Annotated in this window: 26 protein-coding genes; 16 read left to right on the top strand and 10 right to left on the bottom strand. The window is 61.2% G+C overall.

The window, feature by feature from the left end:
• The first annotated feature begins 4 nt into the window (after positions 1-4).
• Positions 5-1102 (top strand): amino acid ABC transporter permease, encoded by a 1098-nt coding sequence (locus AC09SL_RS26075; protein ID WP_058542785.1) that lies wholly within the window; start codon positions 5-7, stop codon positions 1100-1102.
• 10 nt (positions 1103-1112) lie between these two features.
• Positions 1113-1877, top strand: a complete 765-nt coding sequence (locus AC09SL_RS26070; RefSeq protein WP_047228862.1) for an amino acid ABC transporter ATP-binding protein — start codon at positions 1113-1115, stop codon at positions 1875-1877.
• Positions 1878-1937: 60 nt separating this feature from the next.
• On the opposite strand, the gene AC09SL_RS26065 is transcribed toward AC09SL_RS26070, so the two are convergent.
• Together AC09SL_RS26065 and AC09SL_RS26060 are read right to left on the bottom strand one after the other, a co-directional pair.
• Positions 1938-2420, bottom strand: coding sequence for a type II TA system antitoxin MqsA family protein (locus tag AC09SL_RS26065; protein ID WP_058542786.1), 483 nt, complete (start codon positions 2418-2420; stop codon positions 1938-1940).
• Positions 2417-2728, bottom strand: coding sequence for a type II toxin-antitoxin system MqsR family toxin (locus tag AC09SL_RS26060; RefSeq protein ID WP_058542787.1), 312 nt, complete (start codon positions 2726-2728; stop codon positions 2417-2419). Before AC09SL_RS26060 ends, AC09SL_RS26065 begins: the two co-directional genes overlap by 4 nt.
• 164 nt (positions 2729-2892) lie before the next feature.
• Here AC09SL_RS26060 and AC09SL_RS26055 point away from each other — a divergent pair, with 164 nt between their 5' ends.
• The 5 genes from AC09SL_RS26055 to AC09SL_RS26035 all read left to right on the top strand — a co-directional run bounded on the left by AC09SL_RS26055 (position 2893) and on the right by AC09SL_RS26035 (position 6807).
• Positions 2893-3552 carry a FadR/GntR family transcriptional regulator gene (locus AC09SL_RS26055; RefSeq protein WP_058542788.1) on the top strand — a complete coding sequence of 220 codons (660 nt, stop codon included), beginning with the start codon at positions 2893-2895 and terminating at the stop codon, positions 3550-3552.
• Positions 3542-4870, top strand: coding sequence for a CynX/NimT family MFS transporter (locus tag AC09SL_RS26050; RefSeq protein ID WP_058542789.1), 1329 nt, complete (start codon positions 3542-3544; stop codon positions 4868-4870). The genes AC09SL_RS26055 and AC09SL_RS26050 overlap by 11 nt, the downstream gene beginning before the upstream one ends.
• An 87-nt stretch (positions 4871-4957) precedes the next feature.
• Positions 4958-5428: a nuclear transport factor 2 family protein gene (locus tag AC09SL_RS26045; RefSeq protein WP_058542790.1), complete on the top strand. Its 471-nt coding sequence runs from the start codon at positions 4958-4960 to the stop codon at positions 5426-5428.
• A gap of 40 nt (positions 5429-5468) precedes the next feature.
• On the top strand, positions 5469-5792 hold the full coding sequence (locus AC09SL_RS26040; RefSeq protein ID WP_064106955.1) for a GIY-YIG nuclease family protein: 324 nt from the start codon (positions 5469-5471) through the stop codon (positions 5790-5792).
• A 79-nt stretch (positions 5793-5871) separates the two neighbouring features.
• Positions 5872-6807, top strand: coding sequence for a glutathione S-transferase family protein (locus AC09SL_RS26035; RefSeq protein ID WP_058544112.1), 936 nt, complete (start codon positions 5872-5874; stop codon positions 6805-6807).
• A gap of 51 nt (positions 6808-6858) precedes the next feature.
• On the opposite strand, the gene AC09SL_RS26030 is transcribed toward AC09SL_RS26035, so the two are convergent.
• On the bottom strand, positions 6859-7215 hold the full coding sequence (locus tag AC09SL_RS26030) for a glutaredoxin family protein (protein WP_058544108.1): 357 nt from the start codon (positions 7213-7215) through the stop codon (positions 6859-6861).
• Complete coding sequence (gene yejK, locus AC09SL_RS26025) at positions 7215-8219, bottom strand: nucleoid-associated protein YejK (protein ID WP_058544107.1); 1005 nt, start codon at positions 8217-8219, stop codon at positions 7215-7217. The genes AC09SL_RS26030 and yejK overlap by 1 nt, the downstream gene beginning before the upstream one ends.
• A gap of 396 nt (positions 8220-8615) precedes the next feature.
• Here yejK and AC09SL_RS26020 point away from each other — a divergent pair, with 396 nt between their 5' ends.
• On the top strand, positions 8616-8897 hold the full coding sequence (locus AC09SL_RS26020) for an HU family DNA-binding protein (protein ID WP_058544106.1): 282 nt from the start codon (positions 8616-8618) through the stop codon (positions 8895-8897).
• Positions 8898-9067: 170 nt separating this feature from the next.
• Here the strand turns inward: AC09SL_RS26020 and rlmF are convergent, their stop codons facing one another.
• The 5 genes from rlmF to AC09SL_RS25995 all read right to left on the bottom strand — a co-directional run bounded on the left by rlmF (position 9068) and on the right by AC09SL_RS25995 (position 15871).
• Positions 9068-10114, bottom strand: a complete 1047-nt coding sequence (gene rlmF / locus AC09SL_RS26015; protein WP_058544111.1) for a 23S rRNA (adenine(1618)-N(6))-methyltransferase RlmF — start codon at positions 10112-10114, stop codon at positions 9068-9070.
• Between the two features lie 256 nt (positions 10115-10370).
• Positions 10371-13217, bottom strand: a complete 2847-nt coding sequence (locus AC09SL_RS26010) for a valine--tRNA ligase (protein WP_058544105.1) — start codon at positions 13215-13217, stop codon at positions 10371-10373.
• A gap of 300 nt (positions 13218-13517) precedes the next feature.
• Positions 13518-13883, bottom strand: a complete 366-nt coding sequence (locus AC09SL_RS26005; protein ID WP_058544104.1) for a hypothetical protein — start codon at positions 13881-13883, stop codon at positions 13518-13520.
• An 8-nt stretch (positions 13884-13891) separates the two neighbouring features.
• Entirely contained in the window at positions 13892-14320 is a 429-nt protein-coding gene (locus AC09SL_RS26000) for a DNA polymerase III subunit chi (RefSeq protein ID WP_058544103.1), read from the bottom strand.
• A gap of 60 nt (positions 14321-14380) precedes the next feature.
• Complete coding sequence (locus AC09SL_RS25995; RefSeq protein ID WP_058544102.1) at positions 14381-15871, bottom strand: leucyl aminopeptidase; 1491 nt, start codon at positions 15869-15871, stop codon at positions 14381-14383.
• A 315-nt stretch (positions 15872-16186) separates the two neighbouring features.
• On the opposite strand from AC09SL_RS25995, the gene lptF reads away from it, so the two are divergent.
• The 8 genes from lptF to pdxJ all read left to right on the top strand — a co-directional run bounded on the left by lptF (position 16187) and on the right by pdxJ (position 24581).
• On the top strand, positions 16187-17308 hold the full coding sequence (gene lptF, locus AC09SL_RS25990) for an LPS export ABC transporter permease LptF (RefSeq protein ID WP_058544101.1): 1122 nt from the start codon (positions 16187-16189) through the stop codon (positions 17306-17308).
• The gene (gene lptG, locus AC09SL_RS25985; protein ID WP_058544100.1) at positions 17301-18362 is read left to right on the top strand and encodes an LPS export ABC transporter permease LptG; all 1062 of its coding nucleotides are present in this window, start codon (positions 17301-17303) and stop codon (positions 18360-18362) included. The genes lptF and lptG overlap by 8 nt, the downstream gene beginning before the upstream one ends.
• Before the next feature lie 136 nt (positions 18363-18498).
• Positions 18499-20298, top strand: coding sequence for a translation elongation factor 4 (gene lepA / locus AC09SL_RS25980; RefSeq protein WP_058544099.1), 1800 nt, complete (start codon positions 18499-18501; stop codon positions 20296-20298).
• Between the two features lie 5 nt (positions 20299-20303).
• On the top strand, positions 20304-21158 hold the full coding sequence (gene lepB / locus AC09SL_RS25975) for a signal peptidase I (RefSeq protein WP_058544098.1): 855 nt from the start codon (positions 20304-20306) through the stop codon (positions 21156-21158).
• A gap of 184 nt (positions 21159-21342) precedes the next feature.
• Complete coding sequence (gene rnc, locus AC09SL_RS25970; RefSeq protein ID WP_057448995.1) at positions 21343-22032, top strand: ribonuclease III; 690 nt, start codon at positions 21343-21345, stop codon at positions 22030-22032.
• Complete coding sequence (gene era, locus AC09SL_RS25965) at positions 22025-22927, top strand: GTPase Era (protein WP_058544097.1); 903 nt, start codon at positions 22025-22027, stop codon at positions 22925-22927. The genes rnc and era overlap by 8 nt, the downstream gene beginning before the upstream one ends.
• A gap of 171 nt (positions 22928-23098) precedes the next feature.
• Positions 23099-23788 carry a DNA repair protein RecO gene (recO, locus tag AC09SL_RS25960; protein ID WP_058544096.1) on the top strand — a complete coding sequence of 230 codons (690 nt, stop codon included), beginning with the start codon at positions 23099-23101 and terminating at the stop codon, positions 23786-23788.
• Positions 23789-23837: 49 nt separating this feature from the next.
• On the top strand, positions 23838-24581 hold the full coding sequence (gene pdxJ / locus AC09SL_RS25955; RefSeq protein ID WP_058544095.1) for a pyridoxine 5'-phosphate synthase: 744 nt from the start codon (positions 23838-23840) through the stop codon (positions 24579-24581).
• A gap of 135 nt (positions 24582-24716) precedes the next feature.
• Here pdxJ and mltF read toward each other — a convergent pair whose 3' ends face one another.
• Positions 24717-26177, bottom strand: a complete 1461-nt coding sequence (gene mltF, locus AC09SL_RS25950; RefSeq protein WP_081264466.1) for a membrane-bound lytic murein transglycosylase MltF — start codon at positions 26175-26177, stop codon at positions 24717-24719.
• Positions 26178-26457 lie beyond the last annotated feature (280 nt).

Raw genomic sequence — 26457 nt, 5'->3', positions numbered from 1 at the left:
GCGCATGACATCCCATACTTTCAAACCTGACATGCCCCCTCCGAGCAACAGCATCGGCGTGCTGGCGTGGATGCGCGCGAACATGTTCTCCAGCTGGCTCAACACGCTGCTGACACTGTTTGCGTTCTACCTGATCTACCTGGTGGTTCCACCGCTTCTCAGTTGGGCGATTATCGATGCCAACTGGGTCGGTACCACCCGTGCCGACTGCACCAAGGACGGCGCCTGCTGGGTGTTCATCCAGCAGCGTTTCGGTCAGTTCATGTACGGCTACTACCCGACGGACCTGCGCTGGCGCGTCGACCTGACCGTATGGCTGGCAGTGATCGGTGTGGCGCCGCTGTTCATCTCGCGCTTCCCGCGCAAGGCGATCTACGGCCTGAGCTTCCTGGTGCTGTATCCCATCATCGCCTGGTGCCTGCTGCACGGGGGCGTATTCGGCCTGAAGGCCGTGGCAACCAGCCAATGGGGCGGCCTGATGCTGACCCTGGTGATCGCCACCGTCGGTATCGCTGGCGCATTGCCGCTGGGTATCGTCCTGGCCCTGGGTCGGCGCTCGAACATGCCAGCGATTCGTGTCGTCTGCGTGACCTTCATCGAGTTCTGGCGCGGCGTGCCGTTGATCACGGTGCTGTTCATGTCCTCGGTGATGCTGCCGCTGTTCCTGCCTGAAGGCATGAACTTCGACAAGCTGCTGCGGGCACTGATCGGCGTGATCCTGTTCCAGTCGGCTTACGTGGCTGAAGTGGTGCGTGGTGGCCTGCAAGCAATCCCCAAAGGTCAGTACGAAGCGGCCGCGGCGATGGGCCTGGGCTACTGGCGCAGCATGGGCCTGGTGATTTTGCCGCAGGCCCTGAAGATGGTGATCCCGGGTATCGTCAACACCTTCATCGCGTTGTTCAAGGACACCAGCCTGGTAATCATCATCGGCCTGTTCGACCTGCTCAACAGCGTGAAACAAGCTGCCGCGGACCCGAAATGGCTGGGCATGGCTACTGAAGGTTATGTGTTCGCCGCCCTGGTGTTCTGGATTTTCTGTTTTGGTATGTCCCGCTATTCCATGCATTTGGAACGCAAGCTGGACACTGGCCACAAGCGTTAGGAGTTGACTCATGAGTGAAGCGATCAAACAGCCTGTGAGCCCTGAAGGCATTATTCAGATGCAGGGCGTAAACAAGTGGTACGGCCAGTTCCACGTGTTGAAAGACATCAACCTGAACGTCCAGCAGGGCGAACGTATCGTGTTGTGCGGCCCGTCGGGCTCCGGCAAGTCCACCACCATCCGCTGCCTCAACCGCCTGGAAGAGCACCAGCAGGGTCGTATCGTGGTCGACGGCGTGGAACTGACCAACGACCTCAAGCAGATCGAAGCGATCCGCCGTGAAGTCGGCATGGTGTTCCAGCACTTCAACCTGTTCCCGCACCTGACCATCCTGCAGAACTGCACCCTGGCGCCAATGTGGGTACGCAAGATGCCCAAGCGCAAGGCCGAGGAAATCGCCATGCACTACCTGGAGCGCGTGCGCATCCCAGAGCAGGCGCACAAGTACCCGGGCCAGCTCTCCGGCGGTCAGCAACAGCGCGTGGCCATCGCCCGTGCCCTGTGCATGAAGCCGAAAATCATGCTGTTCGATGAGCCGACCTCGGCCCTCGACCCGGAAATGGTGAAAGAAGTGCTGGACACCATGATCGGCCTGGCCGAAGACGGCATGACCATGCTCTGCGTGACCCACGAGATGGGCTTTGCCCGTACCGTGGCCAACCGCGTGATCTTCATGGACAAGGGTGAAATCGTCGAGCAGGCAGCGCCGAACGACTTCTTCGACAACCCGCAGAATGACCGCACCAAGCTGTTCCTGAGCCAGATCCTGCATTGATCCGGCCTTAGGCAGTGAAATAAGCCCGGACTTGTCCGGGTTTATTTTTTTGCAGCAGACTCAATGAGTCGTGAGGGTTTCGTGCTCTTTGTGCACCGTAGTCTTGAGTCCTCTCAAGTCCACACCTTCAGCCAGGGTTCGTGCATCTGCAAGCAAATGCGGGTAGCGATCAAGCAGGCGCATCAGCAGCATCAACGCTTTTGGTGGCAATACCTCACCGCGCTCATAGCGGGAAAACGCGTTGTGTCCGCCACCTGACAAAAACGACACCGCTTCTTTTTGCGACAGATGCAGTTTGCGACGGATGCGTTTCATCTCTTCGCCGATCATTCTCCTGGCCGCGTTGACCAGCTCATCACCTGCGTGGTCGTAGCGATCCGAGCAGCTTGAATCGAGCTCGACTTCGCCGCACATCTGACATTCCCAGCCAGACAAGTCATCGACCCGGCATTCCAGTCCCTTGACGCTCATGGTTTCGCCGCGACCTTCGAAATGCAACATGCCCTCCTGGGCACCACAGCTGAAGCACTGCTGATTTTTCATGAGTTTTTCTCCTTGAAGGAAATTACCGGTGGGCCTCCACTGGGGCGGCACATTACCTTCAGGTAAATCTCCAGACCGTGTGAATGGGCGTGATAGACGTCATGCCAGACTCGATGATCGTCATAGGTAGTCATCGATTTGTAGAACTGTTTTCGCTCAAGCCCATGGATGACCTGCTGCATGTCCGAGACGTTTAAACCGAGCGTCCGAGCAGTGTTCTTCGCAGTGCTGGTGAAAGCTTTCCCTTTAAGCCGCCTGACATCCGCCTGTATCGCCACCAAGGCGTAATGGGGTGTGTTCTTTTCCATGGACGGTGTGCCTTGTCCTTAAAATTACCCTTAAAGGGTAATATTGACTAATCGAAAATTTCGCTCCTTTTCCGTCCCATTGACCCTAGGCAATTGCCGTCCTACGCGAAGCTGACTAACATGTCAGAAAATTCATCCTATGATTGGATGAAAGGGTGGACTCCATGTCAGATATTTCTCCATTAATGAAACGCTCCTTGGTCGATCAGGCCTTGGAACAATTGCGCCGGCGTATCAGCGATGGTGTGTGGCCCGTCGGCCAGCGCTTGCCCACCGAGCCGGAGCTGGTGGCGGAGCTGGGTATCAGCCGTAACACCGTGCGCGAAGCCATGCGCGTGCTGGCGTTTTCCGGGTTGATCGAGATCCGCCAGGGCGACGGCAGCTACGTGCGGGCAGTGGTTGACCCGCTGGATACGCTCAAGGTGCTGTCGCGCTGTTCACTGGAACAGGCCCGGGAAACCCGGCATATCCTGGAGGTGGAGGCCATTGGCCTGGCGGCGCTGCGGCGTACCGATGAGGATCTGCTTGCCTTGCGCCGGGCGCTGCAGGACAGCGCCGAGCACTATCACGGCGACCTGGAGCACTACATCGCCTGCGACCTGGTGTTCCACCGCCTCCTGGTGGATGCCGCGCACAACCCTGCGCTCAGTGAACTCTATCGCTACTTCTCCAGCGTCATTGGCGCACAGCTGCGCCAGAGCCTCAACATCACCCCGCGCCATCAACATGTGTTCGACCTGCACGTCGAAATTCTCGAAGCCGTCGAACGCCAAGACCCGGAGCAGGCCAAGGCCCTTTGCCGGCAGTTGATCAATGAACCCTGAACCAGAGCTTTCCATGTCCCGCGATCTGCTTGACCCTGCCACTTCGACGGCGCCCAAACGCGCCGCCGAACTTGAAGAACTGTTGATCGACGCCGAGGCCGACGATGAGCAGGCCCAGCAGCGCCATCCGTTGGTGCGTCGCCCCTGGCTGTTGCTGCTTGGGTTGATCCTGGTGGCGCTGAACCTGCGTCCGGCGTTGTCGAGCATGGCGCCGTTGCTCAGCGAAGTGTCGAGAAGCCTCGGCCTGTCGGCTGCCCAGGCCGGTTTGCTGACCACATTGCCTGTGCTTTGCCTGGGCTTGTTCGCGCCGCTGGCACCGGTGCTGGCGCGGCGCTTCGGTGCCGAACGCGTGGTGCTGGGGATCTTGTTGACGCTGGCGGGCGGGATTGTCTTGCGCAGCGCCTTCGGTCAGGTCGGGCTGTTTGTCGGCAGCATCCTGGCCGGCGCGAGTATCGGTGTGATCGGCGTGCTGCTGCCGGGCATCGTCAAACGTGACTTCGCCAAGCAGGCTGGCACCATGACCGGTGTCTACACCATGGCTTTATGCCTGGGCGCGGCGATGGCGGCCGGGGCGACGGTGCCGTTGAGCGAGCACCTTGGCCACAGTTGGGCCTTGGGCCTGGGGTTCTGGGTGGTCCCGGCGCTGCTGGCCGCGGTGTTCTGGTTGCCGCAAGTGGGCGAGAAACACGGTGCCCACCAAGTGGCGTACCGGGTTCGCGGCTTGCTGCGTGATCCCCTGGCCTGGCAAGTGACGTTGTACATGGGGCTGCAATCGTCCCTGGCCTACATCGTCTTTGGCTGGCTGCCGTCGATCCTGATTGGACGTGGCCTGACCCCGACTCAAGCCGGGCTCGTGCTGTCCGGTTCGGTCATCGTGCAGTTGATCAGTTCCCTCGCGGCGCCTTGGCTGGCAACACGCGGCAAAGACCAGCGCCTGGCCATCGTGATCGTCATGCTCATGGTCCTGGGCGGGCTGTTCGGTTGCCTCTACGCTCCGCTCGATGGCTTGTGGGGCTGGGCGATCCTGCTGGGCTTGGGGCAGGGTGGGGCATTCAGCCTGGCGCTCACGCTGATCGTGTTGCGTTCGCGGGACGCTCACGTGGCCGCCAACCTTTCCAGCATGGCCCAGGGCTTCGGCTATACGTTGGCGTCGCTGGGGCCGTTCGCCGTGGGTGTGGTCCACGACTTGACCGGCGGCTGGCATGCCCTGGGCTGGATCTTCGGCCTGGTTGGCCTGGGGGCGATCATCGCGGGCATCGGCGCAGGCCGGGCGTTGTACGTCGGGGTCAGCAGCGAAAGGGTCACTGACCGTCATTGATATCATTTTCGTGGCGAATGACGATAGTCTTCCCTGCGGCGGCAGATTATCGTGCAGGCCTACTGAAACGTTTTTCGGAGCCTGTCCATGAGTGATGCCAACAACGCCTTGATCAGCCGTTTTTATCAGGCCTTCCAGCGCCTGGACGCCGAAGCCATGAGCGCTTGCTACACCGACGACGTGCTGTTCAGCGACCCGGCGTTTGGCGAACTGCATGGGCGCGATGCCGGCGACATGTGGCGCATGTTGACGACTCGGGCCAAGGACTTTTCCCTGACCTTCGATAACGTGCGCAGCGATGAGCGTACCGGCGGTGCTCATTGGGTGGCGACGTATTTGTTCAGCCAGACCGGCAACATCGTGATCAATGACATTCAGGCGCGCTTCGTTTTTCGCGACGGCAAGATCTGCGAGCACCACGACAGCTTCGATCTGTGGCGCTGGTCTCGCCAGGCATTGGGCACCAAGGGTCTGTTGCTGGGCTGGACACCGCTGGTGCGCAACGCCGTCAGGGCCCAGGCGCTCAAGGGGCTGCGGGCGTTCCAGGCCAGTCGCTGATAAGATCGCGGCTTGTCTTTGCCGACCTGTTGAACATCTTGTGACGACTGCCGCCCCCTCTCCCGATCTGCCTGCACAAGGCCCCGCCGAAGCGGACAAACCCTGGTTCGTCTACCTGGTGCGGGCCGCCAACGGCTCGCTGTACTGCGGCATCAGTGATGACCCGGTGCGGCGTTTCGCCAAGCATCAAAGCGGCAAGGGCGCACGCTTCTTCCTTTCCAGCCCGGCAGTGGCCCTGGTGTACACCGAGGCTTGTCGCGACAAGGGCGAGGCCCTGCGCCAGGAGCGGCTGATCAAAAAGCTCAGGAAAAGCGCCAAGGAATGCCTGGTGGCCAGTGCGCTGTCGCTACATCAGCCGGGCTGATAGGCCTTTATCAGGCCGGTAGGCTGGCCCGGCCAGGCGCGTTAAGCTGTAGGACTTCATTCCTGCAATGGGCAATCTCATGTCAGAGCTGATCCTTCATCATTACCCAACGTCTCCTTTCGCGGAAAAAGCCCGGCTGCTGCTGGGCTTCAAGGGGCTGTCCTGGCGTTCGGTGAGCATCCCGCCGATGATGCCCAAGCCTGACCTGACGGCGCTGACGGGCGGTTATCGCAAGACCCCGGTCTTGCAGATCGGCGCGGATATCTATTGCGATACGTCACTGATGGCCCGCCGCCTGGAGCAGGAGAAAGCCTCGCCGGCGCTGTTCCCCGAAGGCCGCGAGATGATCGCCGCGTCTTTCGCCGCGTGGGCCGATTCGGTGGTGTTCCAGCATGCGGTGAGCCTGGTGTTCCAGCCGGAGTCGGTGGCGGTACGTTTCGCCAAGCTATCGCCCGAAGCGATCAAGGCGTTCGTCAGCGACCGCGCCGGGCTGTTCAGCGGTGGCACGACGACCCGCTTGGCTGCCGAGCAGGCCAAGCACCAATGGCCGACGATCATGGCGCGCCTGGAGCAACAGTTGCAGCGTGAGGAGGGTGATTTCCTGTTGGGTGATCCGTCGATTGCCGACTTCGCCATGGCCCATTCGCTGTGGTTCCTCAAGGGCACCCCGGTGACCTCGCCGCTGGTCGACGCCTATCCGGCTGTCTCGGCCTGGTTGGCGCGGGTGCTGGGTTTTGGTCATGGTGCCTCGAGCCAGATGAGTGCTGAAGAGGCCTTGGAGGTTGCCCGCAACGCGACACCGGCAGCGCTGCCGGATGAGTCGTTCGAAGAGCCGAACGGTTTCACGACAGGGCAACAGGTGAGCATCGCCGCGACCGACTATGGTGTTGATCCGGTGGCTGGGGAGTTGGTGTTTGCCGGGAGCGAGGAATTGATTCTGCGTCGTGAAGACGCGCGTGGCGGGGTGGTGCATGTGCACTTTCCGCGGCTCGGGTTTCGGATCGAGGCTCGATGAACAACGAATGACCTTGCGGGAGCCAGCTTGCTCGCGATGAGGCCCTCAAACCTATATCGCGGACAATGCCCTGAGAATATTCTCCGGCTCATACCCACGAATCAACGTGCCGTTCACATCCAGGATCGGAATCCCCCGGCCACCCAGCGCCTCATAGGTCTTGCGCGCCTCGGTGTCCTTCTCGATATCGAACTCGCGAAACGGCACGCCTTTTTCATCCAGGAACCGCCGGGTGGCCTTGCAGTAGCCGCACCAGTCGGTGGCGTACAGCACCACGCGGGCATTGCTGCGAATCTGCTCGGCAACCATCTGCGACGGGTTGAACACCCGCTCGATCTTGCCCCAGTTCTGATAGGCCACCACCACCAGCAGGACCAGCAGGCACTTCTTCAGCGCCCCGGCGAGCATCAGTTGCGCCGCTTGAGCTGATCGGTGAGCGACGTGGGCAACCCTTTGATGATCAACGTACCGGCTTCCTCGTCATACTCGATCTTGGAACCCAGCAAGTGCGCTTCGAAGCTGATGGACAAGCCTTCGGCGCGGCCGGTGAAGCGGCGGAACTGGTTGAGGGTGCGTTTATCCGCCGGGATCTCCGGCGACAACCCGTAGTCCTTGTTGCGGATGTGATCGTAGAAGGCTTTCGGTCGATCTTCGTCGATCAGCTCGGAGAGTTCTTCCAGGCCCATCGGCTCGCCGAGCTTGGCCTGGCTGCTGGCGTAGTCGACCAGGGTCTTGGTCTTTTCCCGGGCGTCGTCTTCCGGTAGGTCTTCGCTTTCGACGAAGTCACTGAAGGCCTTGAGCAGGGTACGGGTTTCGCCGGGGCCGTCGACGCCTTCCTGGCAGCCGATGAAGTCGCGGAAGTACTCCGAAACCTTCTTGCCGTTCTTGCCCTTGATGAACGAGATGTACTGCCTGGACTGCTTGTTGTTCTGCCATTCCGACACGTTGATCCGCGCCGCCAGGTGCAACTGGCCCAGGTCCAGGTGGCGGGACGGGGTCACGTCCAGCTCATCGGTCACCGCCACGCCTTCGCTGTGGTGCAGCAGGGCGATGGCCAGGTAATCGGTCATGCCTTGCTGGTAATGGGCGAACAGCACGTGGCCGCCCACCGACAGGTTGGACTCCTCCATCAGCTTTTGCAGGTGTTCCACCGCCACGCGACTGAACGCGGTGAAATCCTTGCCGCCGTCCAGGTACTCCTTCAGCCAGCCGCTGAACGGATGCGCCCCGGACTCGGCATGGAAAAAGCCCCAGGCCTTGCCTTGCTTGGCGTTATAGCTTTCGTTGAGGTCGGCGAGCATGTTCTCGATGGCCGCGGACTCTGCCAGTTCGGAGTCGCGGGCATGGAGCACGGCAGGGGTGCCGTCGGGTTTTTTGTCGATCAGGTGGACGATGCAATGACGGATCGGCATGGATTTCTCGGCTGATGAAAGAGAGGAGGGCGCGCTCCCCGAAAAAGGGCCCAGTGTACCGCAATCACTGGTTTTGGAACCCGGCAAAGACCCTTTCAGACCCGTCCGACAGCCTATATGCATTTTTTTAACGTTTTAGCGCAAGAAAGCTGACCAAATGGGTAGCTAGAAGCGGATATTTCAGAGGCGTTGTGCTAGTTTTGCCCGGTCTTACGCGATGTCACTGCGTTAAGCGTGCATTCAGCATCTGTCAGGTCGAACCAAACCCGGTTTTCGGCATCTATTACCCCGATCCGTCGCGGTGATTGCCGAGGGTGCCTGATCAACAGAGATCGGGCTCGATGGCTGACACTGCACTCTGCAATCCATATGAATTTGATAGGGAAGGAACACTACATGGCTCTTACTAAAGACCAACTGATCGCTGATTTGGCTGAATCTGTAGACGCACCAAAAGCTACCGTGCGTGCTCTGCTGGACCAACTGGGCCAAGTCGTTGCCGATCAGCTGGAAAATGGCGGCGAAATCACTCTGCCAGGCGTTGGCAAGCTGAAAGTCACCGAGCGTCCTGCCCGTACCGGCCGCAACCCTTCGACTGGCGCTGCCATCGAAATCGCAGCCAAGAAAGTGATCAAGCTGGTTGTGGCCAAAGGCCTGACCGACGCGGTCAACAAGTAAGACCGCTGTAAAAAAAACCGTGCCTCGGAGCGATCCGGGCACGGTTTTTTATTGCCTTGGAAACCGCCCCGTAGGCGCTGTCGAGCGAAGCGAGGCTGCGATCTTTCCCCTGGCAGTTGAATCTCGAGCGAAAGATCAAAAGATCGCAGCCTCGCTTCGCTCGACAGCTCCTACAGTGGAGCCGTGTCTTTCTGATCCTTGCGAATCCAGCGGGCCTGGCGCCAGGCCTGCTGCTGCGCCTCGGTCTGGAAGGTCCAGGCCACGAAACGACTCTGTTTCTGACCCTGGGACATCTCCACCACCTGACTGTGCAGCGCCCCGGCCTTTTTCAGCGCGGCTTGAATCGCTGGCAGGTTCGACGCCTTCGACACCAGGGTGCTGAACCACAGCACTTGCCCGGCCAGTTGTGCGCTTTCGCCGATCAGCTGCGTCACGAACCGGGCTTCCCCACCCTCGCACCACAACTCCGCAGCTTGACCGCCGAAATTCAGCACCGGCAGCTTGCGCTTCGGATCGGCCTTGCCCAGTGCCCGCCACTTGCGCTGGCTGCCCTTGGTGGCTTCCTCCAGGGAGGCATGGAACGGCGGGTTGCACATCGTCAGGTCGAACCGTTCGCCGTCTTCCAGCAGGCCCAGGAGAATCTGCTTGCGGTTGGCTTGCTGGCGCAACTGGATGGCCTTGTTCAAGCCATTGGACTGGACGATGGCCTTGGCCGAGGCGATGGCCGTCGGATCGATCTCCGAACCCAGGAAGTGCCAGCGGTAGTCGCTGTAGCCGATCAGCGGATAGACGCAGTTGGCGCCGGTGCCAATGTCCAGCACCTTGACCGCCGCCCCGCGGGGAATTTCACCGGCGTTGTGGCTGGCGAGCAAATCGGCGAGGAAATGCACATAGTCCGCACGCCCTGGCACCGGCGGGCACAGGTAGTCGGCCGGGATATCCCAGTGGGCGATGCCATAGAAAGCTTTGAGCAACGCCCGGTTGAACACCCGCACGGCCTCGGGGCTGGCGAAGTCGATGCTTTCCTTGCCATAGGGGTTGATGATCACGAACTTCGCCAGTTCCGGCGTGCTCTTGATCAACGCTGGGAAGTCATAGCGGCCCTGGTGGCGGTTGCGCGGATGCAGGCTGGCTTGCTCGCGCGGTGCCACGGCTTTGGCCGGCGGGGCGGACTTGGGCTTCTGGCGGGCAGGTTTGGGTGTGCGGGGGGCGGTCATGGGCGAGTCGATTCGGGGATGGCTCAAAAAGTGGCGGGCATTGTCCCACATCCGGCCCGGTCTTGATGACTGCGCGGTTTAAATGTGGGAGCGGGCTTGCTCGCGAAGGCGTCGGTACATTCAAGGCAGAGGCAAGCTGACCCACCGCTTTCGCGAGCAAGCCCGCTCCCACAAGAGATTTTCATTGTCTGGCAGAAAAGGGCGGGCAGAAAAAAAGGAGGCCGCCAGGGCCTCCTTCTTTCATTGCGAACCGCCGTTACAGGCTGGCAATCCGCTCATGCTGCTCGGCCAGCTTGCCCAAGGCCTGTTCCGCCTCGGCCAGTTTGGCCCGTTCCTTCTCGATGACTTCGGCCGGCGCCTTGTCGACGAAGCCGGCGTTGGACAGTTTGCCGCCGACCCGCTGCACTTCGCCTTTGAGGCGCAGGATTTCCTTGTCCAGACGCGCCAGTTCGGCGGCCTTGTCGATCAGGCCGGCCATTGGCACCAGCACTTCCATCTCGCCAACCAGGGCGGTGGCCGACAGTGGCGCTTCTTCGCCGGCTGCCAGGACCGTCACCGATTCGAGCTTCGCCAGTTTCTTGAGCAGTGGCTCGTTTTCGTTGAGGCGGCGCAGGTCTTCGGCGCTGGCGTTTTTCAGGAACAGGGTCAGAGGCTTGCCCGGGCCGATGTTCATTTCGGCGCGGATGTTACGCAGGCCCAGCATGAAGGTCTTGAGCCACTCGATGTCGTCTTCGGCCGCCGGATCGATGCGGGTTTCGTTGGCCACCGGCCACGGTTGCAGCATGATCGTCTTGCCTTGGACGCCTGCCAGCGGTGCGATGCGCTGCCAGATTTCCTCGGTGATGAACGGCATGAATGGATGCGCCAGGCGCAGGGCCACTTCCAGCACGCGCACCAGGGTGCGACGGGTGCCGCGCTGGCGTTCGACCGGGGCGTTTTCGTCCCACAGCACAGGCTTGGACAGCTCCAGGTACCAGTCGCAATACTGGTTCCAGATGAACTCGTACAAGGCTTGCGCGGCCAGGTCGAAACGGAACTGATCGAGCTGGCGAGTTACCTCGGCCTCGGTGCGTTGCAACTGCGAAATGATCCAGCGATCGGCCAGGCTCAGCTCAAAGGCTTCGCCGTTCTGGCCGCAGTCTTCGCCTTTATCGAGCACGTAGCGCGCGGCGTTCCAGATCTTGTTGCAGAAGTTGCGATAGCCTTCGACGCGGCCCATGTCGAACTTGATGTCGCGACCGGTGGACGCCAGCGAGCAGAAGGTGAAGCGCAGGGCGTCGGTGCCGTAGCTGGCGATGCCCTCGGCGAATTCTTCGCGGGTGGCTTTTTCGATCTTCTTCGCCAGTTTCGGCTGCATCAGGCCGGAAGTGCGTTTCTGCACCAGGGTTTCCAGGTCGATGCCGTCGATGATGTCCAGCGGGTCGAGGACGTTGCCCTTGGACTTGGACATCTTCTGGCCCTGGCCGTCGCGCACCAGGCCGTGGACATAGACGGTCTTGAACGGCACTTGCGGCGTGCCGTCTTCGTTCTTCACCAGGTGCATGGTCAGCATGATCATCCGGGCGACCCAGAAGAAAATGATGTCGAAGCCGGTGACCAGTACGTCGGTGGAGTGGAATTTCTTCAGGAACTCGGTCTGCTGCGGCCAGCCCAGGGTGGAGAAGGTCCACAGGCCGGAACTGAACCAGGTGTCGAGGACGTCGTTGTCCTGCGCCAGGGCAACGTCCGGGCCGAGGTTGTGCTTGGCGCGGACTTCGGCTTCATCACGGCCGACATAGACTTTGCCCGACTCGTCGTACCAGGCCGGGATGCGATGGCCCCACCACAGTTGACGGCTGATGCACCAATCCTGGATGTCGCGCATCCACGAGAAGTACATGTTTTCGTATTGCTTGGGCACGAACTGGATGCGGCCGTCTTCGACAGCGGCAATCGCAGGCTCGGCCAGCGGCTTGGTGGACACGTACCACTGGTCGGTCAACCACGGCTCGATGATGGTGCCGGAGCGGTCGCCTTTCGGGACTTTCAGGGCGTGATCGTCGACGCTGACCAGCAGGCCGGCGGCATCGAACGCCGCGACGATCTGTTTGCGCGCTTCGAAGCGGTCGAGGCCGGCGTATTCGGCCGGGATCTGGCCATCGATGCTGTCGTTCAGCGTGCCGTCGAGGTTGAACACCTGGGCCGCCGGCAAGACGTTGGCGTTCTTGTCGAAGATGTTCAGCAGCGGCAGGTTGTGGCGCTTGCCGACTTCGTAGTCGTTGAAGTCGTGGGCCGGGGTGATTTTCACGCAGCCGGTGCCGAATTCGGGGTCGCAGTAGTCGTCACCGATGATCGGGATGCGACGACCAACCAGGGGCAGTTCGACGAATTTGCCAATCAGGGCCTGGTAGCGCTCATCGTTCGGGTTCACCGCCACGGCGGCGTCGCCCAGCATGGTTTCCGGACGCGTGGTGGCGACGATCAGGTAATCCTTGCCTTCGGCGGTCTTGGCGCCGTCGGCCAGCGGGTACTTCAGGTTCCACAGGAAACCTTTCTCGTCGTGGTTCTCCACTTCGAGGTCGGAAATGGCCGTGTGCAACTTGGTGTCCCAGTTGACCAGGCGCTTGCCGCGATAGATCAGCCCGTCTTCATGCAGGCGCACGAAGGCTTCCTTCACCGCTTCCGAAAGACCGTCGTCCATGGTGAAGCGCTCGCGACTCCAGTCCACGGACGAGCCGAGGCGACGGATCTGGCGGCTGATGTTGCCCCCGGACTCGTCTTTCCATTCCCAGACTTTCTCGAGGAATTTCTCGCGGCCCAGGTCATGGCGACTCTGGCCCTGGGCTTCGAGGCGGCGCTCCACCAGCATCTGCGTGGCGATACCGGCGTGGTCGGTGCCCGGCTGCCACAAGGTGTTGCGACCTTGCATGCGCCGGAAGCGGATCAGGGCATCCATGATCGCGTTGTTGAAACCGTGGCCCATGTGCAGGCTGCCGGTGACGTTCGGCGGCGGGATCATGATGGTGTAGGAATCGCCCGCGCCTTGCGGAGCGAAATAATTCTCGGACTCCCAGGTGTTGTACCAGGAAGTTTCAATGGCGTGCGGCTGGTAGGTCTTATCCATGCGCGGCGGGACCCTATTGGCATTTATTCAGGAAAAGCCGGGAAGTATAGCGGGGCGAAGGACGCAGGGCGAGCCGCAACAAGTCCCTGTGGCGAGGGCGCTTGCTCGCGCCAGGCACTGTAGGAGCTGCCGAAGGCTGCGATCTTTTGATCTTGATCTTGATCTTGATCTTGATCTTTTCGGTTTTCGCTTAGGACTCAATTGTCCGGGACAAGATCGCAGCCTCGTTGCACTCGACAGCTCCTACATCGTGTCCGGCGGGAGCAGGCGCCCGAGCCACTAAAACATATATGAACCGGGTTATTCGTACTGACTGAGCAGCCGCTCCATCCGCGCATCCAGCCGGCGTTTGATCTCGGTCTCGATGTGGGGGGCGAAGTCGTCGATGACGTCTTGCATGATCAACTGTGCGGCAGCGCGTAGTTCGCGGTCCAGGTGCAGCAGGGCGTCGGGGCCCTTGGCTTCGGTATTGGCGGCAGGCTTGGGTTCGGGCTGGCCGTTGATCGGCTCGAACAGCAGGGGGATCTGTTCGTCATGCACCGGCTCGTGCACGACCGTGTCGGTCAGCAGCGGCGGTTGCAGGTTGTCGTCGCCGAGCAGTTGGCGGATCGACTCGAGGTCGTCCAACAGGTGCGCGGGCTTTTGTGGCGGTTTTGGAGTGTCCATCGTAGGGCTCAGAGTCGCTGTAAACGGTGGTCTTGCAGAGGATAGCCCTGTTCGCGGTAGAAACGGAAACTCTCCCGCGCGGCTTGTCGGATGACCGGGTCTTCGACCACCACTTCCGCCACACGGGCGAAGCGCGGGGCAAAGGCCGGTACTTTCAGGTCGAGGTTGACCAGCAGATCCTGGTGCTGGCCGCAGTCGTCCCCCAGCCCCAGCACGATCAACCCTTCGGGTTCGTTTTCGGCCGGGCCGTGGGGCACGAAGCTCTCGCCCTTGAAAGCCCACAGGCGTGCGTCCAGGTCTTCACGCTGGGCGGCATCGCTGCAATGCAGGTAGATGCGGTGCCCCATGCGCCAGGCCTTTTCGACGAGCTTGCAGGCGAAATCCAGCCGCGCCGACGGATCGGCGCTGGGCAGGATATAGAAATCGACTTTGGTCATTGCGGTTCCTGAGCCGCCGATGACGCCACCCGAAGGCAACGCCAGCGACGGTCATTGGTGTCAGGCCTTGGCGCGGTCCAGCAGGTACTGGGTCAGCAGGGGCACCGGACGACCGGTGGCGCCCTTGTCCTTGCCGCCGCTGGTCCACGCCGTGCCGGCGATGTCCAGGTGCGCCCAGTTCAGGTTCTTGGTAAAGCGCGACAGGAAGCAGGCCGCGGTGATGGTCCCGGCTTTCGGGCCGCCGATGTTGGCGATGTCGGCGAACGGGCTGTCCAGTTGTTCCTGGTACTCGTCGAACAGTGGCAGCTGCCAGGCGCGGTCGTCGGCTTGCTGGCCGGCGCTGAGCAGTTGGCCGATCAGTTCGTCGTTGTTGCCCAGCAGGCCCGAGGTGTGGGAGCCGAGGGCGACGATGCAGGCACCGGTCAGGGTTGCGATGTCGATCACCGCTTGGGGCTTGAAACGCTCGGAGTAGGTGAGGGCATCACACAGCACCAGGCGGCCTTCGGCGTCGGTGTTGAGGATTTCCACGGTCTGGCCGCTCATGGTGGTGACGATGTCACCCGGCCGCGAGGCGTTACCGCTGGGCATGTTCTCGGCGCAGGCCAGGATGCACACCAGGTTGATCGGCAGTTGCAGTTCGAGCACGGCGCGCAGGGTGCCGAACACGCTCGCGGCGCCGCCCATGTCGTACTTCATCTCATCCATGCCGGCACCCGGCTTGAGGCTGATGCCGCCGGTGTCGAAGGTGATGCCCTTGCCGACCAGTGCGTACGGCTTCTCGGATTTCTTGCCTCCGTTGTACTGCATCACGATCAGGCGTGGTGGCTGGGCGCTGCCCTGGCCGACGGCATAGAACGAACCCATGCCCAGGTCCTTGATCTTCTTCTCGTCGAAGACTTCGACCTTCAGGCCCTTGAACTCCTTGCCCAATGCCTTGGCTTGTTCGCCGAGGAACGTCGGGTGGCAGATGTTCGGCGGCAGGTTGCCCAGGTTGCGTGTGAACGCCATGCCGTTGGCAATCGCGGTGGCGTGGGTCACGGCACGCTGGACTTCAGCCTGGGCGGCCTTGATGGTCAGCAGGGTGATTTTTTTCAGGGCGCGGGGCTCGGCTTTCTGGCTCTTGAACTGGTCGAACTGGTATTCGCCGTCCACCAGGGTTTCGGCCAGCAGGCGGTTCTTGCCGTAGCTGTCGCGGCCCTTGATCACCAACTCGTCCAACGCCAGGGCGGCATCAGCGCCGCCAAGGCCCTTGAGGGTGCCCAGCACGCCGGCAATGATTTTACGCAACGGACGGTCGCCCAGCTCAGCGTCCTTGCCCACGCCCACCAGCAGCACGCGCTCGGCCTTGAGGTTGGGCAGGTTGTGCAGCAACAGGCTCTGGCCGACTTTGCCGGCCAGGTCGCCGCGCTTGAGCACGGCACTGATGGCCCCACCGCTCAGGGTATCGAGCTGGGTGGCGACCACGCCGAGCTTGCGGTCTTCACCGACGGCAACTACCAGTGTGGCGGTTTTCAACGTTTCTGGGCTGACGCTTTTTACAACCAGTTCCATGTCCGGATCCCTGAGTCAATGGTCAAGAGGCCAGGCGCCGAGACAGTGGCGCGCTGAGCAGCTGTCTTCTATATAAGAGAAGCGCCGGTACGTGCCGACGACAAAGGCCGCAGTTTGAACCCCGGCGGCCGAGCCTGACAACCCTGGTAGCCGTTAACTTTTTGACCTTGTGAAGCGTGTGCTTAAAGCGTGCGCAGTGACAGGCGCCTCCAATCACAGGATAATGCGGCTCTTTTTTTGGCGGCTCGTTGCATGAGCTGGCTCGATACGTTTCTTGTTTGGCCGCCTTAGCCTGACAATCCTGGAGTGTCTGGTTTGATCGTCTTCCGTTATTTATCCCGTGAAGTCCTGCTGACCCTGAGCGCCGTCAGCGCCGTGCTGCTGGTCATCATCATGAGCGGGCGCTTCATCAAATACCTCGCCCAGGCGGCCTCCGGCGCCCTGGACCCGGGCTCGCTGTTCCTGATCATGGGGTTCCGCCTGCCGGGCTTCTTGCAATTGATCCTGCCGCTGGGGTTGTTCCTCGGCATCCTGCTGGCTTACGGGCGCTTGTACCTGGACAGCGAAATGACCGTGCTGTCGGCCACTGGCATGAGCCAGCAGCGCCTGTTTCGCATGACGCTGTTCCCGGCCACGTTGGTGGCACTGGTGGTGGCCTGGCTGAGCCTGAGCCTGGCACCCCAGGGCGCCACCCAGTTCCAACTGCTGATCAACCAGCAGGACGCCATGACCGAGTTCGACACCCTGGTGCCAGGGCGCTTCCAGGCCCTGCGCGACGGTACGCGCGTGACCTACACCGAACGGCTCTCGGACGATCGGATCGACCTGGGCGGCGTCTTCATTACACAAAAGAACCTGTCTTCGGATACCAAGAAAGACCGTGGCATTTCCGTGCTGGTGGCCGAGAAGGGCCGGCAGGAAATCAACCCCGACGGCAATCGCTACCTGATCCTGGAAAACGGCTATCGCTATGACGGCAAGCCGGGGCAGGCCGATTACCGGGCCATCAAGTACGACACCTATGGCGTGCTGTTGCCCAAGCCCGAGGTCAGCGACGAAGTCACTGACCGTGACGCGATGTCCACCGCCAGCCTGCTGGGCAACAAGGACATTCGTGCCCGTACCGAGCTGCAATGGCGCCTGTCCTTGCCGCTGCTGGTGTTCATCGTGACCCTCATGGCGGTCCCGCTGTCGCGGGTCAACCCGCGCCAGGGGCGTTTCCTCAAACTGCTGCCGGCGATTCTTCTGTATATGGCTTACCTGACCATCCTGATTTCCGCCCGCAGTGCGTTGGAGAAAGGCAAGATCCCGCCAGCCCTGGGCCTGTGGTGGGTGCACTCGATCTTCCTGGCCATCGGCCTGGGGCTGCTCTATTGGGAGCCGCTACGCCTGAAGCTGGCCAGTCGCCGCAGCGCGCTGGAGGTGGCCCGTGGTTAAGCTCGATCGCTACATCGGCAGCAGCGTGTTCATGGCGATCCTTGCGGTGCTGGGGATCATTCTCGGCCTGGCGACCCTGTTTGCCTTCATCGATGAAATGAGCGACGTCAGCGACACCTATACCTTGATGGACGTGGCGAGCTACGTGCTGCTGACCGCCCCCCGGCGTCTGTACGACATGCTGCCAATGGCCGCGTTGATCGGCTGCCTGATCGGCCTGGGCAGCCTGGCCAGCAACAGCGAACTGACCATCATGCGCGCCGCCGGCGTGTCCATTGGTCGGATCGTCTGGGCGGTGATGAAGCCCATGTTGGTGCTGATGCTGGTGGGTGTGTTGATCGGCGAATACATTGCCCCTGCCACCGAAAATACTGCCCAGGCCAACCGTTCCCTGGCCCAGGGCGGTGGCGATGCGCAAAGCGCCAAGCACGGCCTGTGGCACCGCCAGGGCGATGAATTCATCCATATCAACTCGGTCCAGCCCAACGGCATTCTCTACGGCGTGACCCGTTATCGCTTCGACGACCAGCGGCACATGCTCTCGTCGAGCTTCGCCAAGCGCGCCAAATTCGCCGAGGATCACTGGCAACTCAATGACGTCACCACCACTGTGTTCCATGACAAGCGTACCGAGGTGGTCGCCGCGCCACAGGAACGCTGGGATGTGTCGATCAGCCCGCAGCTGCTCAGCACTGTGGTGATGGCACCTGAATCCCTGTCGATTACCGGCTTGTGGGGGTATATCCACTACCTGGCGGACCAGGGCTTGAATAACGGCCGCTACTGGCTGGCGTTTTGGGTCAAGGTGTTGCAACCGTTGGTCACCGCCGCCTTGGTGTTGATGGCCATTTCCTTCATTTTCGGTCCGCTGCGTTCGGTGACCCTTGGCCAGCGGGTGTTTACCGGCGTGCTGGTGGGCTTCACTTTCCGCATTGCCCAGGATCTGCTGGGGCCGTCGAGCCTGGTGTTCGGCTTCTCGCCGCTGTTTGCGGTGCTGGTGCCGGCCGGTGTCTGCGCGTTGGCCGGGCTCTGGCTGTTGCGTCGGGCGGGTTGATCGCACCTGTCGCAAGGGGGCTGTGGGAGCAAGGCTGTGGGGGAGCAAGCTTTGCTCCCACTCGCGCGGTGTATCAGGTACAATTCCCGGCTATTTTTCGGCGGGCTATGCCTGCAGCCTTTTTGAGTGTTGATCCGTGAGTGATTTGAGTCATATCCGCAATTTCTCCATCATCGCCCACATTGACCATGGCAAGTCGACGCTGGCCGATCGCTTCATCCAGATGTGCGGCGGCCTGGCCGAGCGTGAAATGGAAGCCCAGGTACTGGACTCCATGGACCTGGAGCGTGAACGCGGGATCACCATCAAGGCCCACAGCGTTACCCTCTACTACAAGGCCCGCGACGGCATCACCTACCAGCTGAACTTCATCGATACCCCAGGGCACGTCGACTTCACCTATGAAGTCAGCCGGTCGCTGGCGGCCTGTGAAGGTGCGCTGCTGGTGGTCGACGCCGGCCAGGGTGTCGAAGCCCAGTCGGTTGCCAACTGCTACACGGCCATCGAGCAGGGCCTGGAAGTCATGCCGGTGCTGAACAAGATCGACCTGCCCCAGGCCGATCCGGACCGCGTGAAGGAAGAAATCGAGAAAATCATCGGCATTGACGCCACCGACGCGGTCACCTGCAGTGCCAAGACCGGCCTGGGCGTGGATGAAGTGCTCGAACGCCTGGTCACGACCATTCCCGCGCCGACCGGCAACATCGAAGATCCGCTGCAAGCGTTGATCATCGACTCCTGGTTCGACAACTACCTGGGCGTGGTGTCCCTGGTTCGCGTGCGCCATGGCCGCGTGAAGAAGGGCGACAAGATCCTGGTCAAGTCCACCGGCAAGATCCACCTGGTGGACAGCGTCGGTGTATTCAACCCGAAACACACCGCTACCGTAGACCTGAAGGCCGGTGAAGTGGGCTTCATCATCGCCGGCATCAAGGACATCCACGGGGCGCCGGTCGGCGACACCCTGACCTTGAGCTCCACCCCCGACGTCGATGTGCTGCCAGGTTTCAAACGTATCCAGCCGCAAGTCTATGCCGGCCTGTTCCCGGTCAGCTCGGACGACTTCGAGGATTTCCGCGAAGCCCTGCAAAAGCTGACCCTGAACGACTCGTCCCTGCAGTACACCCCGGAAAGCTCCGATGCCCTGGGCTTCGGCTTCCGTTGCGGGTTCCTGGGCATGTTGCACATGGAAATCATCCAGGAGCGCCTGGAGCGCGAGTACGACCTGGACCTGATCACCACGGCGCCGACGGTTATTTTCGAGCTGCTGCTCAAGAACGGCGAGACCCTCTACGTCGACAACCCGTCCAAGCTGCCGGACCTGTCGGCCATCGAGGATATGCGCGAACCGATCGTGCGGGCCAACATCCTTGTGCCTCAGGAGCACCTGGGTAACGTCATTACCCTGTGTATCGAGAAACGCGGTGTGCAGCACGACATGCTGTTCCTCGGCACGCAGGTCCAGGTGACCTACGACCTGCCGATGAACGAAGTGGTGCTGGACTTCTTCGACCGCCTTAAATCCACCAGTCGCGGCTATGCTTCGCTGGACTATCATTTCGATCGTTACCAATCGGCTAATCTGGTGAAGCTGGATGTGCTGATCAACGGTGAGAAAGTCGATGCCCTGGCCTTGATCGTGCACCGTGACAACGCGCACTACAAAGGTCGTGCATTGACCGAGAAGATGAAGGAACTGATTCCGCGGCAGATGTTCGATGTGGCAATCCAGGCCGCCATTGGCGGGCAGATTGTGGCGCGTACAACCGTCAAGGCGCTCAGAAAGAACGTATTGGCCAAATGCTACGGCGGCGACGTCAGCCGTAAGCGCAAGCTGTTGGAAAAGCAGAAGGCCGGTAAAAAACGCATGAAGCAGGTTGGTAACGTGGAAATTCCACAGGAAGCCTTCCTTGCGGTGCTCAGGTTGGATAGTTAGGTCCTATGTCGCTAAATTTCCCGCTGTTGCTGGTTATCGCCGTGTTTGTCTGCGGCCTGTTGGCGTTGCTTGATCTGTTGTTCCTGGCGCCTCGGCGCCGGGCGGCCATCGCCTCTTATCAGGGCAGCGTCAGCCAGCCTGATGGTGTGGTGGTCGAAAAGCTCAACAAGGAACCGCTGCTGGTCGAATACGGCAAGTCGTTCTTCCCGGTGCTGTTCATCGTGCTGGTACTGCGCTCGTTCCTGGTGGAGCCGTTCCAGATCCCGTCCGGCTCGATGAAGCCGACCCTGGACGTGGGCGATTTCATCCTGGTGAACAAGTTCTCCTACGGGATCCGCCTGCCGGTGATCGACAAGAAGGTCATCGAGGTGGGTGACCCGCAACGCGGCGATGTCATGGTGTTCCGCTTCCCGAGCGACCCGAGCGTCAACTACATCAAGCGTGTCGTTGGCCTGCCGGGCGACACGATCCGCTACTCCGCCGACAAGCGCCTGTTCGTCAATGGCGAATCGGTGGCCGAACAGCTGATCGGCTCCGAGCCGGGCACACTGGGCAGCGCCGAGCTCTACCAGGAAAAACTCGGCAAGGCCGAGCACCTGATCCGCAAGGAAATGAGCCGCTACCGCGCAGCACCGGACCATTCGTGGACCGTGCCGGCGGGCCACTACTTCATGATGGGCGACAACCGCGACAACTCCAACGACAGCCGGTACTGGGATGATCCGAACATTCCCAAGAACCTGCTGGGCATGGTCCCGGACCGCAACATCGTCGGCAAGGCCTTTGCGGTCTGGATGAGCTGGCCGGAACCCAAACTCAGTCACCTGCCGAATTTCTCGCGGGTTGGCCTGATCAAGTAATCACACACGGCGCTGTTGAACACAGCGCCGAATGCTTTTCTGGAGCCCGCACAAGGTTGCCCGAAGGCATGAAGCCAACGATAGTCAGGACGTCATTTTTGAACACAGCGTTAATTGTCCCAAGCCAACGGCGCCTTGCCGCCGTGGCGGTGGAATCCAGCCACGAACTCAGCGTGGGTAAACCGTGAGCGTTTCTCTAAGCCGTCTCGAGCGTCAGCTCGGCTACACCTTCAAGGACCAGGATCTGATGCTCCTGGCCCTCACTCACCGCAGTTTTGCCGGGCGCAACAACGAACGCCTCGAATTCCTCGGTGATGCCATCCTCAACTTCGTGGCCGGTGAGGCGCTTTTCGAGCGTTTCCCGTTGGCCCGCGAAGGCCAGTTGTCGCGTTTACGCGCGCGTTTGGTAAAAGGTGAGACCCTGGCCGTACTGGCCCGTGGTTTCGACCTGGGCGACTACCTGCGCCTGGGCTCCGGTGAGTTGAAAAGCGGTGGTTTCCGTCGCGAGTCGATCCTGGCCGATGCCCTGGAAGCGCTGATTGGCGCGATCTACCTGGATTCAGGCATGGAAATGGCGCGCGAACGCGTGCTGGCCTGGCTGACGTCCGAGATCGACAGCCTGACGCTGGTGGACACCAACAAAGACCCGAAGACCCGTTTGCAGGAATTCCTGCAATCGCGCAGTTGCGAGCTACCGCGCTACGAAGTCGTGGATATCCAGGGTGAGCCGCATTGCCGTACCTTCTTCGTCGAATGCGAAGTTGTCCTATTGAATGAAAAAAGCCGGGGTCAGGGTGTGAGCCGTCGCATTGCCGAACAGGTAGCGGCCGCCGCAGCACTGATTGCCCTGGGTGTGGAGAATGGCAATGACTGATACAACCGTCACCCGCTGCGGCTATGTCGCCATTGTCGGTCGGCCGAACGTGGGCAAGTCCACGCTGCTGAACCACATCCTGGGTCAAAAGCTGGCGATCACCTCGCGCAAGCCCCAGACCACCCGCCACAACATGCTGGGCATCAAGACCGAAGGCGCCGTGCAGGCGATCTACGTTGACACCCCAGGCATGCACAAGGGCGGCGAAAAGGCCCTGAATCGCTACATGAACAAGACCGCCTCGGCGGCGTTGAAAGACGTCGACGTGGTGATCTTCGTGGTCGACCGCACCAAGTGGACCGAAGAAGACCAGATGGTCCTCGAACGCGTCCAGTACGTGACAGGTCCCTTGATCGTGGCGCTGAACAAGACTGATCGCATCGAAGACAAGGCTGAACTGATGCCGCACCTGACCTGGTTGCAGGAACAGTTGCCGAATGCCCAGATCATCCCGATCTCTGCCCAGCACGGCCACAACCTCGAGGCGCTTGAGCGAGTGATTGCCGAACACCTGCCGGAAAACGATCATTTCTTCCCCGAAGACCAGATCACCGACCGCAGCAGCCGTTTCCTCGCCGCCGAGCTGGTGCGTGAAAAAATCATGCGTCAGATGGGCGCCGAGCTGCCTTACCAGATCACGGTCGAAATCGAAGAGTTCAAGCAACAGGGGAAGACCCTGCACATTCATGCATTGATCCTCGTCGAACGTGACGGCCAGAAGAAAATCATCATTGGCGACAAGGGCGAGCGCATCAAGCGCATCGGCACCGAGGCGCGCAAGGACATGGAGCTGCTGTTCGACTCCAAGATCATGCTCAACCTGTGGGTCAAGGTGAAGGGCGGCTGGTCCGACGACGAGCGGGCGTTGCGTTCGTTGGGCTACGGCGACCTCTGATTACCTGACTGGATGTACCAAGAAACATTGTGGGAGCGAGCTTGCTCGCGATGAGGGCCTGATATTCAACATGGATGTTGACTGACAGTCCGCCATCGCGAGCAAGCTCGCTCCCACATTGGTTTGGGGCTGTTTAAAAACTCTGCTCGTCCATTGAGAACTTTGATTTCCATGTCCCCCACCCAACCCATCGGCCAACCCGCCTACGTCCTCCACAGCCGCGCCTACCGCGAAAGCAGCGCCCTGGTGGACTTCCTCACGCCGCAAGGGCGGCTGCGGGCGGTGTTGCGTGGGGCGCGGGGCAAGGCAGGGACGCTGGCGCGGCCATTCGTGCCGCTGGAAGTCGAGTTCCGTGGCCGAGGCGAGTTGAAAAATGTCGGGCGCATGGAAAGCAATGGCGTCGCGGCGTGGCTCAACGGTGAGGCGCTGTTCAGCGGCTTGTACCTCAATGAACTGCTGATCCGCCTGCTGCCCGCCGAAGATCCCCACCCGGCTGTATTCGACCACTACGCCGCCACGCTGCTGGCCCTGGCTGAAGGCCGTCCGCTGGAGCCGCTGCTGCGCTCCTTCGAATGGCGGCTGCTGGATGACCTGGGCTATGGCTTCGCGCTGAACACCGATCTGCATGGCGAACCCATCGCGGCGGACGGTCTTTACCGCTTGCAGGTGGATGCCGGCCTGGAGCAGGTCTACCTGTTGCAACCAGGGTTGTTCAACGGTGCCGAGCTGCTGGCCATGGCCGAGGCCGACTGGAGTGCGCCAGGTGCCTTGTCGGCAGCCAAGCGGTTGATGCGCCAGGCCCTGGCTGTGCATCTGGGCGGGCGGCCACTGGTCAGTCGCGAGCTGTTTCGCAAGCCCTGATCAACCCGTATGCTGTGGGCCGACTATTCGTCCATTCAGGAGCCTTTTCGTGAGCACCAGCAATCGCATTCTTCTCGGCGTGAACATCGACCATGTCGCCACCCTGCGCCAGGCCCGCGGTACGCGTTACCCGGATCCGGTCAAGGCCGCACTGGACGCGGAGGAGGCGGGCGCCGACGGCATCACTGTGCACTTGCGTGAAGACCGTCGTCACATCCAGGAGCGCGACGTGCTGCTGCTCAAGGACGTGCTGCAAACCCGCATGAACTTCGAAATGGGCGTGACCGAAGAAATGATGGCGTTCGCCGAGCTCATCCGCCCGGCGCACATCTGCCTGGTGCCGGAGACGCGTCAGGAACTGACCACCGAAGGCGGCCTCGACGTAGCGGGGCAGGAGGCGCGGATCAGCTTGGCAGTGGAGCGCCTGTCGAAGATCGGCGCCGAGGTGTCGCTGTTCATTGATGCCGACGAACGGCAGATCGAGGCGTCCAAGCGGGTCGGCGCGCCCGCCATCGAACTGCACACGGGCCGTTACGCCGATGCCGAGACCCCCACGGATGTGGCCGATGAGCTGCAGCGCGTAGCTGACGGCGTTGCCTTCGGCCTGGCCAAGGGCCTGATCGTCAACGCCGGCCATGGCTTGCACTACCATAACGTCGAGGCTGTCGCGGCGATCAAGGGCATCAACGAACTGAACATCGGTCACGCGCTGGTGGCCCATGCGTTGTTCGTCGGGTTCAAGTCGGCTGTGGCGGAAATGAAAGCGCTGATCCTGGCTGCCGCTAAATCCTGACCCTACCACCACATCCTGCGGGAGCTAGCCTGTGGGAGCAAAGCTTGCTCGCGATAGCGGACTGACAGTCAAACCGTTATCGCGAGCAAGCTTTGCTCCCACAGACCCGTCCACATTAAGGGTTGTGTCTGGCTGTCAGAGCTGCGGGGACTCCTGGCTCGGCTTGCTCTTGTCGACACCCGGTACGTGCAGGTTGCCCTCGGCCACTTGGTTGCCTTCGAGCTGCGGCTGCGTCACCCAGGTCAGGATGTCGTAGTAGCGACGGATGTTCGCCACGAAATGCACCGGCTCGCCGCCCCGGGCGTAGCCATAGCGGGTCTTGCTGTACCACCGTTTCTGGGACAGGCGCGGCAGGATTTTCTTCACATCCAGCCACTTGTTCGGGTTCAGCCCTTCCTTGGCCGCCAGTTTGCGGGCGTCGTCCAGGTGGCCGCCGCCCACGTTATAGGCGGCAAGGGCGAACCAGGTGCGGTCGGGTTCCTCGATGCTTTCGTCCAACTGCTCCTTTACGTAGGCCAGGTACTTGGCACCGCCCATGATGCTTTGCTTGGGGTCCAGGCGGTTGGACACACCCATGGCCTGGGCGGTGTTCTGGGTCAGCATCATCAGGCCGCGCACGCCGGTCTTGGACGTGACCGTCGGTTGCCACAGCGATTCCTGATAGCCGATCGCGGCCAGCAGGCGCCAGTCGACTTTCTCTTTCTTGGCGTAGGCCTTGAAATGGTGTTCGTATTTGGGCAGTCGTTGCTGCAAGTGTTGGGCGAACGTGGTGGCGCCCATGTAGCCAAGGACGTCGACGTGCCCGTAATAACGGTCTTTGAGGCGCTGCAGGGTGCCGTTCTTCTGCACCTTGTCCAGGTAGCTGTTGATCTCGTTGAGCAGGCTGTTGTCTTCACCGGGGCCGACTGCCCAACTCTGGCTACGGGCATCGCCCAGGTCGAACGCCACGCGCACGTTGGGGAAGTACACCTGGTTCATCGCCACTTCGTTGGAGTCCACCAGCGTCAGGTCGATCTGGCCCTCGTCCACCATGCGCAGCAGGTCGACAACCTCGACTGCGTCGGACTCTTCGTATTCGATGCCCGGATACTGCTGTTTCAACTGTGCCAGTTGTTCCGCGTGAGTGCTGCCCTTGAGCACCATGATCTTCTTGCCCGCCAGGGCCGCCGCGTCGGTGGGGCGTGATTGGCCGTTGCGGTAGATGATTTGCGGGGTGACTTCCAGGTAGGAGCGGGAAAACCGCACTTGCTTCTTGCGCTGTTCGCTGCTGACCAGGCCCGCCGCCGCCAATACCGGACCATTGGGCTTGCCGATCTGGTTGAACAGATCGTCGAGGTTGTCGGCGGTCTCGATCTTCAGCTCCACGCCCAAATCGTCGGCGAAGCGCTTCACCAGCTCGTATTCGAAGCCGGTTTCACCATTGCGATCCTGAAAGTAGGTGGCGGGGCTGTTTCGGGTAACCACCCGCAGCACGCCATCCTCCTTTACGCGCTCCAGTGTGTTGGGTTTCTCAACACAACCACCGAGCACCAGGAAGAGTCCGGTTGCGATCAGCCATCTGGCATACCGCGGACGCAAAGCCGTTGGGGAAAACATCTGCGCAGTATACGCAAACGGCCCCTACCGCCATATCTCGACAGCAAAAGGCCAGTCTGCTAGCCATTGCAAAACATGTCCGCAACACCGGCCGGCCGGGGGGGCGCAGGGCTTTGCGTCGCTGAAAAATATCTCTTCGGGAGCATTGGCGCGGGTGTCCAATACCGCCGTGGGCGCAAAGACCGACATTCGGCCAGCACTGCGCGTACCGTTTCGGGTGCCGTTGCCGGCGGTTTAGGCTAGAATGCACGGCCTCAAAGCACACCCCCTTCCCGAGGCT

It is taken from the genome of Pseudomonas sp. PF05, assembly GCF_056521845.1.
This window is presented reverse-complemented; position numbering and strand designations above follow the sequence as displayed.